This is a genomic window from Serinibacter arcticus, from assembly GCF_004786095.1.
GTDB lineage: Bacteria > Actinomycetota > Actinomycetes > Actinomycetales > Beutenbergiaceae > Litorihabitans > Litorihabitans arcticus.
Genome location: NZ_RHPJ01000001.1, coordinates 456,210 through 468,230, shown reverse-complemented (window position 1 = coordinate 468,230; position 12,021 = coordinate 456,210). Strand labels below are relative to the sequence as shown.

9 protein-coding genes are annotated in these 12,021 nt (G+C 70.7%); 6 read left to right on the top strand and 3 right to left on the bottom strand.

Translation table 11 applies throughout. The features are described 5' to 3' along the window. Window positions 1–90: 90 nt before the first annotated feature. Together SERN_RS15410 and SERN_RS02175 are read right to left on the bottom strand one after the other, a co-directional pair. Window positions 91–1,209 carry an aquaporin gene (locus SERN_RS15410; protein WP_199241475.1) on the bottom strand — a complete coding sequence of 373 codons (1,119 nt, stop codon included), beginning with the start codon at window positions 1,207–1,209 and terminating at the stop codon, window positions 91–93. 233 nt (window positions 1,210–1,442) lie between these two features. Further along, on the bottom strand, window positions 1,443–3,659 hold the full coding sequence (locus SERN_RS02175) for an NADP-dependent isocitrate dehydrogenase (protein WP_135848471.1): 2,217 nt from the start codon (window positions 3,657–3,659) through the stop codon (window positions 1,443–1,445). Window positions 3,660–3,808: 149 nt separating this feature from the next. Between SERN_RS02175 and SERN_RS02170 the strand changes: the two genes are divergently transcribed. The 6 genes from SERN_RS02170 to SERN_RS02145 all read left to right on the top strand — a co-directional run bounded on the left by SERN_RS02170 (window position 3,809) and on the right by SERN_RS02145 (window position 11,109). Further along, window positions 3,809–4,792, top strand: coding sequence for a malate dehydrogenase (locus SERN_RS02170; RefSeq protein WP_135848470.1), 984 nt, complete (start codon window positions 3,809–3,811; stop codon window positions 4,790–4,792). Window positions 4,793–5,042: 250 nt separating this feature from the next. Continuing rightward, window positions 5,043–6,224 (top strand): multiple monosaccharide ABC transporter substrate-binding protein, encoded by a 1,182-nt coding sequence (gene chvE, locus SERN_RS02165; protein ID WP_135848469.1) that lies wholly within the window; start codon window positions 5,043–5,045, stop codon window positions 6,222–6,224. Between the two features lie 94 nt (window positions 6,225–6,318). Continuing rightward, window positions 6,319–7,872: a multiple monosaccharide ABC transporter ATP-binding protein gene (mmsA, locus tag SERN_RS02160; RefSeq protein ID WP_135848468.1), complete on the top strand. Its 1,554-nt coding sequence runs from the start codon at window positions 6,319–6,321 to the stop codon at window positions 7,870–7,872. Beyond that, complete coding sequence (gene mmsB, locus SERN_RS02155) at window positions 7,869–9,047, top strand: multiple monosaccharide ABC transporter permease (protein WP_135848467.1); 1,179 nt, start codon at window positions 7,869–7,871, stop codon at window positions 9,045–9,047. Before mmsA ends, mmsB begins: the two co-directional genes overlap by 4 nt. 47 nt (window positions 9,048–9,094) lie before the next feature. Next, a complete protein-coding gene (locus SERN_RS02150; protein WP_135848466.1) occupies window positions 9,095–10,297 on the top strand; it encodes an ROK family transcriptional regulator in 1,203 nt (400 codons plus the stop codon). Continuing rightward, on the top strand, window positions 10,294–11,109 hold the full coding sequence (locus tag SERN_RS02145) for an ATP-binding cassette domain-containing protein (RefSeq protein WP_135848465.1): 816 nt from the start codon (window positions 10,294–10,296) through the stop codon (window positions 11,107–11,109). Before SERN_RS02150 ends, SERN_RS02145 begins: the two co-directional genes overlap by 4 nt. Window positions 11,110–11,136: 27 nt before the next feature. Here SERN_RS02145 and purU read toward each other — a convergent pair whose 3' ends face one another. After that, window positions 11,137–11,979: a formyltetrahydrofolate deformylase gene (gene purU, locus SERN_RS02140; RefSeq protein ID WP_135848464.1), complete on the bottom strand. Its 843-nt coding sequence runs from the start codon at window positions 11,977–11,979 to the stop codon at window positions 11,137–11,139. Window positions 11,980–12,021: the final 42 nt, after the last annotated feature.

Below are 12,021 nucleotides of genomic sequence, written 5' to 3'. Positions count from 1 at the left end.
GACACGCTTCCCCCGGCGCCCCCGGAACGACCGAACGGGACCGAACCGCAGCAGCGCTGCGGCTCGGTCCCGTTCGTCGTGCGTGGTGGATCAGGAGCGGGGGGTGCCCGGCTCGTCGTGGTTCTGGGTGGTCGGGGCGGCGGGGTCGGTCGGGTCCGTCGGCTCGAACTCGGCGGTCTCGTTCCGCTCGGTCACCACGACCTCCTCGGTGGCGCCGGTCGTGCCGGGGACCGCGGCCGCCCGGTTCTGACGGGCGAGCAGCGCGTCGATCGCGTCGACGTCCGACTCCTGCTCGGCGGCGGCCTCGACCTCGCGCTCGGTGGCGCTGACGGACTCGCTGCCCTCGGCGGGCTCGGTCTCGGGCCACGCCTGCACCGCGGCGGGCGAGGGGGTCGCGAGCAGGTAGACGAGACCGGCGATCGCGGCGCCGAGCAGCGGCGCGACCCAGAACAGCCAGAGCTGCTGGAGGGCCCAGCCGTCGGAGAAGATGGCGGTCGCGGTCGCGCGCGCCGGGTTCAGCGAGCCGTTCGTGATCGGGGCGGCGAGCGCGATCAGCACGCCGAGCGTCAGGCCGATCGCGGCGGGGGCGTAGGAGATGCGCGAGCGCTTGTCGGTGACGCCGAGGATGACGCCGACGAACACCGCCGTCGCGACGACCTCGACCAGCAGGGCCTGAACCAGGGAGAACTCGACCTGACCGCCGGAGATCGTCGCGAGCGGCGAGTGCTCGCCGAAGCCGTTGCTCGTGCCGGAGAAGAACGTCCGCGCCGTGGCGTCGGGGTTCTGCCCGATCAGCGACGGGAGCGAGGACGGGATCAGGAAGAACAGGATGGCGGACGCTGCGGCACCGCCGACGAGCTGCGCGACCCAGTAGGGCACGAGGTCGGCCCACGAGATGCGACCCGCGATGGCGCCGCCGAGGGAGACGGCCGGGTTGAAGTGTCCGCCCGAGATGTGCCCGACGGCGCTGGCGGCACCCAGCACCGCGATGCCGAAGCCGAGCGGCACGATGACCCCGTTGCCGGCCACGCCGTTGACGGCGGCGAACAGCGCCAGGCCGACACCGAGGAGCACGAGGGTGAAGGTGCCGAACACCTCGGCGCCGAGGCGTGCCACGAGGCTGTACTCGGGGGCGACGTCGGTCTCCTCGCGGATCTCCACCTCGACGGGGTCGAGGTTCTCGGCGGGTGCCGAGCTCACTGCGGACATGGCTGCTCCTTCTCGGGGCGACATCGTGCGGTCTGGGGGCGTCGCGTCGACGCCGCCGAGCATCCTCGCACCGAATCCTGGACGCGGCCACAGGCTCACCGCGGTGACCGCGCTGCGAGATCGCCGCTCCGAGGAGCGCACGTCGGTGGACGACGACGGAACGCACGACGCACCGGCACCCCGTGAGGGGCCCGGCGCGTCGCGAGCGCTGCGGGTCTGCCGCAGCCGTGGCGTCAGAGGGCGGCGAGGGCCTCGTTCAGCGTGCGGCTCGGGCGCATCACGGCCTCCGCCTTGACGGCGTCGGGCCGGTAGTAGCCACCGATGTCGGCCGGGCTGCCCTGCACCGCGGCGAGCTCGGCGACGATCGTCTCCTCACCCTCGGTCAGCGCGGCGGCGAGCCCGGCGAACGCGGCTGCCAGCTCGGCGTCGACCTCCTGCGCGGCCAGCTCCTGCGCCCAGTACAGCGCCAGGTAGAAGTGCGAACCGCGGTTGTCGATGCCGCCGATCCGGCGGGTCGGGGACTTGTCACGGTCCAGGAACGTGCCCGTGGCCCGATCGAGCGTGTCGGCCAGGATCTGCGCGCGGGCGTTGCCCGTCGTCGTGGCCAGGTGCTCGAACGAGGCCGCCAGGGCGAAGAACTCCCCGAGGCTGTCCCAGCGCAGGTAGTTCTCCTTCACGAGCTGCTGCACGTGCTTGGGGGCGGAACCGCCGGCGCCGGTCTCGAAGAGGCCACCGCCGTTCATCAGCGGCACGACCGAGAGCATCTTCGCGCTGGTGCCCAGCTCGAGGATGGGGAACAGGTCGGTGTTGTAGTCGCGCAGCACGTTGCCGGTCACGGAGATGGTGTCCTCGCCGCGGCGCGCGCGCTCGAGGGAGAACGTGCACGCGGACGCCGGGTCCATGATCTCGATGCTCAGGCCGGTCGTGTCGTGCTCCGGCAGGTACTCCTTCACCTTGGCGATGAGGTTGGCGTCGTGCGCGCGGGCGGCGTCGAGCCAGAACACGGCGGGCGAGCCGCTGGCGCGCGCGCGGGTGACGGCGAGCTTGACCCAGTCGCGGATCGGGGCGTCCTTGGTCTGGCACGCGCGCCAGACGTCGCCGGCCTCGACCTCGTGGCTCAGCAGCACCTCGCCGGCGCCGTCGGTCACCTCGACCGTGCCGGCCGCGGCGATCTGGAACGTCTTGTCGTGCGAGCCGTACTCCTCGGCCGCCTTGGCCATGAGGCCGACGTTGGGCACCGAGCCCATCGTGGCCGGGTCGAGCGCACCGTTGACGCGGCAGTCCTCGATCGCGGCGGCGTAGATGCCCGCGTAGGAGGAGTCGGGGATGACGGCGAGCGTGTCGGCCTCGGCGCCGTCGGGGCCCCACATCTTTCCGCCACCACGGATCATGGCGGGCATCGAGGCGTCGATGATGACGTCGCTCGGGACGTGCAGGTTCGTGATGCCGCGGTCGGAGTCGACCATCGCGAGCGCGGGGCCGTCGGCCAACCCCTGCGCGACGGCGGCCCGGATGGCCTCGCCGTCGGGCAGCGTGTCGACGGCGGCGAGCAGGGCACCCAGACCGTCGTTGGCGGAGATGCCCGCGGCGGTGAGCTGCTCGCCGTAGGTCTCGAACAGCGCGGGGAAGAAGGCCTGCACGACGTGACCGAACAGGATCGGGTCGGAGACCTTCATCATCGTGGCCTTGAGGTGCACCGAGAACAGCACGCCCTCGGCCCGGGCCGCCTCGATCTGGGCGTCGAGGAACGTGCGGAGCGCGGCGGCGCTCATGAAGGTCGCGTCGACGACCTCGCCCGCGAGCACGCGCAGCCCGTCCTTCAGCACGGTGCGCGTGCCGTCGGTCGCCACGTGGGTGATCGTGAGGGTGTCGTCGGCGGGGACGACGACGGAGCGCTCGTTGCTGAAGAAGTCACCGGCGTCCATGGTCGCCACGCGCGTGCGCGACTCGGAGCTCCACGCGCCCATGCGGTGGGGGTGCGCCTTGGCGTAGCTCTTCACCGACGCGGGGGCGCGGCGGTCGGAGTTGCCCTCGCGCAGCACCGGGTTGACCGCGGAGCCCTTGACCCTGTCGTACTTCGCGCGGATGGCGCGCTCGGCGTCGGTGGCGGGGTTGTCCGGGTAGTCCGGCAGCGCGAAGCCCTGCTCCTGGAGCTCGGCGACCGCGGCCTTGAGCTGCGGGATGGAGGCCGAGATGTTCGGCAGCTTGATGATGTTGGCCTCGGGCGTGGTGGCCAGCTGGCCGAGCTCGGCGAGCGCGTCGTCCACGCGCTGCTCGGCCGTGAGGAGCTCGGGGAACTGCGCCAGGATGCGGGCCGCGACCGAGATGTCGCGGGTCTCGAGCTCGACCCCCGCCGTGGCGGCGTACGCCTCGACGATCGGGAGCAGCGAGTACGTGGCGAGCAGCGGGGCCTCGTCGGTGTGGGTGTAGATGATTCGTGCCGTGACCATGGAGCTGTCTCCGCTCGTCGGGTGCGTGATCTCTCGATGTCAAGATACCGGAGTCGCCCCACCCGCCGCCCGCCGTGCGTCACCCGACGCGCGTCGGCGCAGGACCTCCGTGCCTCGCGCGTCGGCCGCGCACGCCGCAGGATGGGGGCATGACCTCTCCCGTGACCCTCACGCTGTCCGGCGCGGCCGGACAGATCGGCTACGCGCTCCTCTTCCGCGTGGCCAGCGGGGAGATGTTCGGACCCGACACCCCGGTGCGCCTGCGGATGCTCGAGGTCGAGGGGGCGCTCGGCGCGGCCGCGGGCGTCGCGCTCGAGCTCCAGGACGTCGCCTCGCCGCTGCTGCTGGACGTCGACGTCACGGCCGATCCGGTGCGCGCGTTCGACGGCGTCGACGTCGCCCTCCTCGTCGGCGCGCGGCCGCGCACGGCCGGCATGGAGCGCGCCGACCTGCTGCGGGCCAACGGCGCGATCTTCGGACCGCAGGGCCGGGCCATCAACGAGCACGCCGGCGACGGCGTCCGCGTCCTCGTCGTCGGCAACCCCGCCAACACCAACGCGCTGATCACGCAGCAGCACGCGCACGACGTCCCCGCGAGCCGGTTCACGGCGCTGACGCGGCTCGACCACAACCGCGCCGTCGCCCAGGTGGCGCTGCAGGCCGGCGTGCGGACCGACGAGGTGCGCCGCGTGGCGATCTGGGGCAACCACAGCCGCACGCAGTACCCCGATCTGCGCCACGCCGTCGTCGGCGGCCGGCCGGCGCTGGAGGTCCTCCCGGCCGCGTGGGTCGAGGGTGAGTTCATCGAGACGGTCGCCCAGCGCGGCGCGGCGATCATCGCGGCCAGGGGCGCGTCGTCGGTGGCCTCGACCGCCACGGCGATCATCGACCAGGTGCGCCTGCGGCGCGAGGGGGTGCCGGCGGGGGACTGGACCTCGACCGGCCTGGTGTCCGACGGCTCCTACGGCGTGCCCGAGGGGCTGGTCTGCTCGTTCCCCGTCACGGCGCGGGACGCTGCCTGGGAGGTCGTGCCCGATCTGCACCTCGACGCCTTCTCCCGCGCCCGGATCGACGCCTCCGTCGCCGAGCTGGAGCAGGAGCGCGACGGCGTGCGGGCGCTCGGCCTGATCTAGATCCTCAGGGACACCGCTGAGTTCGAGTCGTGAAGTCAAGAGCGCGTTCGGGTCGGATCAGGCCCGGCCGGTCGGCCAGTAACCGTGACTGAACCGTGACCTGAACGTCTCGATCTCGGCTTGACTTTGAGAAGTGAAGGCAAGAGGCTCATGCCAACGGATCCGAGCAAGGCGCTCGGGACCGCACGACGGACCACCGGGCGATGCCGCCCGCACCGTTGACCCTGGCAATGATGCGAAGGAGAAGTTCATGCGTGTTCGTAAGTTCGGTACCGCTGCGGTCGTGACGGCCACCGCACTCGTCCTGGCCGCCTGCGGCGGCGGCGGCGCGGGTTCCAGCACCGACACCTCGGCCCCCGACGGCGGATCCTCGTCCGACGGCGGCGAGGCCCCCGCGGCCGAGGACATCACGGTCGGTGTCGCGATGCCGACCCAGACCTCCGAGCGCTGGATCGCCGACGGCGACGCCGTCAAGGCCGGGTTCGAGGGCGAGGGCTACTCCGTCGACCTCCAGTTCGCCAACGACGACATCCCCACCCAGAGCCAGCAGGTCGACCAGATGATCACGAGCGGCGTCGACCTCCTGGTCATCGCCGCGATCGACGGCACGGCCCTGTCGGGCCAGCTCGCCAACGCCGCGTCCGCCGGCATCCCGGTCATCTCCTACGACCGCCTCATCCGTGACACCCCGAACCTCGACTTCTACGTCACGTTCGACAACTTCGCCGTGGGCGTGCAGCAGGGCACCTCGCTCCTCGTGGGCCTGGGCGTCCTGAACGCCGACGGGAGCGAGGCCGACGCGACCGGCCCGTTCAACATCGAGCTGTTCGCCGGTTCGCTGGACGACAACAACGCCGGGTTCTTCTTCGACGGCGCCATGTCCGTCCTGCAGCCGTACATCGACTCCGGCGTGCTGGTCGTCCCCTCCGGCCAGACCTCGATCGACCAGGTCGCCACGCTGCGCTGGCAGCAGGAGGTCGCCCAGAAGCGCATGGAGGACCTCCTGACCTCCACGTACTCGGGCGCGGACAAGGTCGACGGCGTGCTGTCGCCCTACGACGGCATCTCGCGCGGCATCATCACGGCCCTGCAGAACGCCGGCTACGGCACCACGATCGCCGACGGACTGCCGATCGTCTCGGGCCAGGACGCCGAGATCGCCTCGGTCAAGCTGATCGCCGACGGCGTCCAGTTCGCCACGATCTTCAAGGACACCCGCAAGCTCGCCGAGCAGGCCGTGATCTCCGGCAACGAGATCCTGGCCGGCGAGGAGCCGGAGGCGAACAACACCACGGACTACGACAACGGCGAGTTCGTCGTCCCGTCGTTCCTGCTCGAGTCGGACGTCGTCTACGCCGACAACATCGAGAGCCTGCTCGTCGACTCCGGCTACTGGACCGCGGACGAGGTCGCCTCGGGCCAGTCGGACTGATCTCCCCGAGCTCCACCTCCCGTCCCGGCCCCATCCCTCGCGGGTGGGGCCGGGACGTCCCCGCGACGCGCGTGATGCAAGTAAGGAGACCGACATGAACCCACCCATCCTCGAGATGCGTGGAATCACCAAGACCTTCCCCGGGGTGAAGGCGCTGCAGGACGTGTCCCTGAGCGTCGCGCGCGGCGAGATCCACGCGATCTGCGGCGAGAACGGCGCAGGGAAGTCGACGCTGATGAAGGTGCTGTCGGGTGTCTACCCGCACGGCTCCTACGACGGCGACATCGTGTTCGAGGACGCCCCCGTGGCGTTCTCCACGATCAACGACTCCGAGGCCAAGGGCATCGTGATCATCCACCAGGAGCTTGCTCTCAGCCCCTACCTGTCGGTGGCCGAGAACATCTTCCTTGGCAACGAGCAGCGCGCGAGGAGCGGGCTGATCGACTGGAACCACACCAACGCCGAGGCCGCGAAGCTGCTGGCCCGCGTCGGCCTGGCCGAGAACCCCACCACGCCGATCAGCCAGCTCGGCGTCGGCAAGCAGCAGCTCGTGGAGATCGCCAAGGCGCTGTCCAAGCAGGTCAAGCTGCTGATCCTGGACGAGCCGACGGCGGCGCTGAACGACACCGACTCCGAGCACCTGCTCGACCTGCTGCGCCAGCTGCGCGACCAGGGCATCACCTCGATCATCATCTCCCACAAGCTGGGCGAGATCGAGGACATCGCGGACTCCACGACGATCATCCGCGACGGGAAGACCATCGAGACGATCACGATGGCGGAGCACGACAACGTGCAGGACCGCATCATCCGCGGCATGGTCGGCCGTGACCTCGAGCACCGCTACCCCGAGCGCGAGTCCCACCCCGGCGAGGAGATCCTGCGCCTGGAGAACTGGACCGTGCACCACCCCACGCAGACCGGTCGCAAGGTCGTGGACGGCGCGAACCTCTACGTCCGCGCCGGTGAGGTCGTCGGCATCGCCGGCCTCATGGGGGCGGGTCGCACCGAGCTCGCGATGAGCATGTTCGGCCGCAGCTACGGCAAGGACATCTCCGGCACCGTCTACGTGCACGGCAAGAAGGTCGACACCTCCACGGTGCCGAAGGCGATCGAGGCCGGCATCGCGTACGCGACCGAGGACCGCAAGGTCTACGGCCTGAACCTCATCGAGGACATCCGCCGCAACATCTCCTCGGCCGCGCTCGGGAAGCTCTCGAAGAACGGGTGGGTCAACGGCAACGAGGAGCTCGCCGTGGCCGAGCGCTACCGCAAGGACCTCGGGGTCCGCGCGCCGAGCGTGCTGGCCCTGGTCGGCAAGCTCTCGGGCGGCAACCAGCAGAAGGTCGTGCTGGCGAAGTGGCTCTACACCGACCCCGAGGTGCTCATCCTCGACGAACCGACCCGCGGCATCGACGTCGGGGCGAAGTTCGAGATCTACCAGCTCATCAACGCGATGGTCGCCGCGGGGAAGGCCGTCGTGGTCATCTCCTCCGAGCTTCCCGAGATCCTCGGGACGTGCGACCGCGTCTACACCCTCGCCTACGGCCGCATCACCGGTGACGTGCCCGTGGCCCAGGCCAGCCAGGAGCGGCTCATGGAACTCATGACCCAGGAGAAGTCCGACCAGAAGGAGAACGTCCAGTGACCGCCATCGCCAACGTCTGGGAGCTGGCCAGGCGCAACGTGCGCCAGAGCGGCATCCTCGTCGCGTTCGTCCTGATCGTCGCACTGTTCGCGGTCCTGAACGAGAACTTCCTCTCGCCCGGCAACCTGACGAACATCATCCTGCAGTACTCCTACATCCTGATCCTCGCGATCGGCATGGTGATCGTGATCATCGCGGGTCACATCGACCTGTCGGTCGGATCGGTCGTGGCGCTCGCGGGCTCCGTCTCCGCCGTCCTGGTGATCAAGAACGGTCAGCCGTGGTGGGTCGGCGTCATCGCCGCGCTCGCGGTCGGCTTCGTCGTCGGTGTCTGGCAGGGCTTCTGGGTCGCCTACGTCGGCATCCCCGCCTTCATCGTGACGCTCGCCGGCATGCTGCTGTTCCGCGGCCTCGCCGCCCGGGTCCTCGAGAACATCTCGCTGTCGCCCTTCAACACGCCCTACACCGACATCGCCGGCGGATTCCTCAACGGCCTCTTCGGCGGCAACGGGTACGACGTCTTCACACTGGTCGTCTTCGCGATCGGTGTCGTGGGCTTCGCGTTCTCGCAGTGGCGCGCCCGCCAGGGCAAGATCCGCTACCAGCAGGCGGTCGAGGCCATCTGGCTGTTCGCGCTCAAGCTGGTGCTGATCGCCGCCGTGGTGATGTGGTTCGCCTGGCAGCTGGCGCACAGCCGCGGCCTGCCGATCATCCTCATCATCCTGGCCGTGCTGATCCTCGCGTACTCGGTCATCACGCAGCGCTCGATCTTCGGCCGTCACGTCTACGCGATCGGTGGCAACCTGCACGCCGCCGAGCTCTCGGGAGTCAAGGTCAAGAAGATCAACATGTGGATCTTCATCAACATCGGTACGCTCGCCGGCCTCGCCGGGGTCGTGTACTCCTCCCGCATGAACGGCGCCCAGCCCTCGGCCGGCAACATGTTCGAGCTCGACGCGATCGCGGCCTGCTTCATCGGCGGCGCCTCGACGACGGGCGGTGTCGGCCGCGTGACCGGCGCGATGATCGGTGCGCTGATCATGGCCGTGATGTCGAACGGCATGCAGCTGATGGGCCTGGACCAGTCGGTCCAGCAGATCGTCAAGGGCCTCGTGCTCCTGCTGGCCGTCGCGTTCGACATCTTCAACAAGCGCCGCGCCGGCATCGCCCGCTGACGCGGACGACAGCCGTGGTCGAGCTCGCCCCCGTAGGGTGATCAGCTGTGAGTGGAGGGTGGGCGACCGGGTCGCAGACGTCGCTGCGTGAGGCCAATCGTGCGGCCATCCTCGACTCGGTCAAGCGGTACGGCGGACTCACGCAGGTCGAGCTCGTGGGCTCGACCGGCCTGTCCGCCGCCACGATCTCCACGATCGTCAAGGAGCTCACGAGCTCCGGCCTCGTCGAGGTGCGCCCGACGTCCCGCAGCGGGCGTCGGGCGCAGCTCGTCACGGTCGCCCGCCGGGTCGGCCTGGCGATCGGTGTCCAGGTGGGGACGCGGCACCTGCGGGTCGCCCTGGGCGACTTCGGCGGCGAGGTCATCGCCGACCAGACCCTTCCGCTCCCGAGCGAGCACCGCATCGACACGACCCTCGACCGGACCGCGCTCCTCATCGTCGACCTGCTCGACCGCGTCGGCGCGACCCTGGACGAGCTCGTCGGGATCGCGATGGCCGTGCCCGCGCCGGTCGACGTCGCCACGGGCCTGATCTCCGTGCGGGGAGTGATGCGTGGCTGGGACGACGAGCCCGTGGCCCAGGTGATGTCCAAGCGTCTGGGCAAACCCGTGTGGGTCGACAACGACGCCAACCTCGGCGCCCTCGCCGAGGCCACGCTCGGGGCGGGACGGCCGTTCGCCGACGTGCTCTACGTCCGCGCCTCGCACGGCATCGGCGCCGGCATCGTGCTCGGTGGCCGGCTGCACCGAGGCTTCGCCGGCACCGCGGGGGAGATCGGACACGTCCAGGTCGACCCCCAGGGCGCCATCTGCCGGTGCGGGTCGCGCGGCTGCCTCGACACCGTGGTCGGTGCCGACGCGCTCCTCGCGCCCCTCGCCGGCAGCCACGGCGCGCTGACGCTGCGCGACGTGATGCATCGCGCGATGGCCGGTGACCCCGGCTGCACCCGCGTCGTCGCCGACGCCGGGGAGGCCATCGGCGCGGTGCTCGCGAGCGCCGCGCAGGCGCTCAACCCGCAGGTGGTGGTGGTCGGGGGCGAGCTCGCCGAGACGGGGGAGATGCTCCTCGACCCGATGCGGCGCGAGCTGCGCCGTGGGATGCTTCCCAACCTGATAGCGCCGATCGACATCGTGCCTGCCATGCTGGGTCAGCAGGCCGAGGTGATGGGTGCGCTGGCGACGGTGCTGGAGAACACCGACGTCGCCGACACCGTCGATCGAGCCGCGACGACGCGGGAGGAGGAACGATGACGCCGCCCGAGGGCATTCCCGTCGCTCCCGAGCATCCCTCGGCCCTCGTGCCGCTCCTGCGGCTGAGCCAGATCGAACGCCGCTTCGGCGCCGTGGAGGCGCTGGTCGGCGCGAACCTCGAGGTGCGCGCGCACGAGGTCGTCGCGATCGTCGGGGACAACGCCGCGGGGAAGTCCACGCTGGCCAAGGTGGTCGCGGGCGTCCTGCAGCCGGACGCCGGCCTCATCGAGATCGACGGCGAGAGCGTGCAGATCGCCTCGCCCGCGGCCGCGCAGCAGCTGGGCGTCGCGACCGTCTTCCAGGACCTCGCCGTCGCCGACAACCTCGACGTGACGGCCAACCTCTTCCTCGGTCGCGAGCAGCGCCGCCGCGGGAGCCTCCTGATGGACGAGGGGGAGATGGAGGTGACGGCGCGCCGCGTGCTGCGCGACCTCGGCGCCCGGATCCCGTCCATACGCACCCGGCTGGGGGAGCTGTCGGGCGGGCAGCGCCAGGCCGTGGCGATCGCCCGCACGCTGATCGGCAACCCGCGCATCGTGGTGCTGGACGAGCCGACGGCGTCGCTCTCGGTCGGTCAGACGGCCGAGGTCCTCACGCACATCGAGAACCTGCGCGAGCTCGGGCTGGGCGTCATCTTCATCAGCCACAACCTCAACGACGTGCGCGCCATCGCCGACCGCGTCGAGGTCCTGCGGCACGGTCGCAACAACGGTTCGTTCACGGGGCGCGAGGCCACGAACGAGGACCTCATCGCCGCGATCACCGGCGCCTTCCGCGCGGACGGCCACCTCGAGGCCTACCGCCGAGGGTGACCCGATCGCCGGATCGCGGGACCGGTGTCAGCGGAAGACGACGGTGCGTCGACCGTCGACCAGGACGCGGTGCTCGGCGTGCCAGCGCACGGCACGCGCCAGCACGCGGCGCTCGACGTCCTCGCCCATCGCCTGCAGCTCGCCGACGGCGTCGTCGTGCTCCACGCGCTCGACGTCCTGCTCGATGATCGGCCCCTCGTCGAGGTCGGCCGTGGCGTAGTGCGCCGTCGCCCCGATGAGCTTGACGCCGCGGGCGTGCGCCTGCGCGTACGGCCGCGCTCCCTTGAACGAGGGCAGGAAGGAGTGGTGGATGTTGATGACGCGGCCGGTCAGCGCGCGGCACAGGTCGTCGGACAGGATCTGCATGTAGCGGGCCAGCACCACGAGCTCGGCATCCGTCTCCCGCACGATCCGGAGCAGCTCGGCCTCCGCGGCCGCCTTCGTCTCGCGCGTCACGGGCACGTGGTGGAACGGCAGGTCGTAGAAGTCGGCGATGCCCTGCAGCGCGGTGTGGTTGGAGACGACGGCGACGACGTCGATCGGGAGCCGGCCCGAGCGCTGCTGGTAGGCGAGGTCGTGCAGGCAGTGCGACGCCGTCGAGACCATCACGACCGTGCGCACCGGACGCCCGACGACGTCCAGGTCCCACGTCATGCCGTAGGTGTCGGCGACCTCGGCCAGGGCCGCCTCGAGCTCGGCCCGCTCGACGTCGGCCTGCGCCTCGACGCGCATGAAGAACAGGCCGGAGTCGGCGTCGCCGTACTGCTGCGACTCCGTGATGTTGCCCTGCAACCGCGCCAGCACCCCGGCCACGGCGGCCACGATCCCGGGGCGGTCGGGGCAGGAGAGCGTGAGAATCCATGTCGTCACGTCCGTCACGCTACCGGGCTGCGGCCGCCCACTTCTGCCATG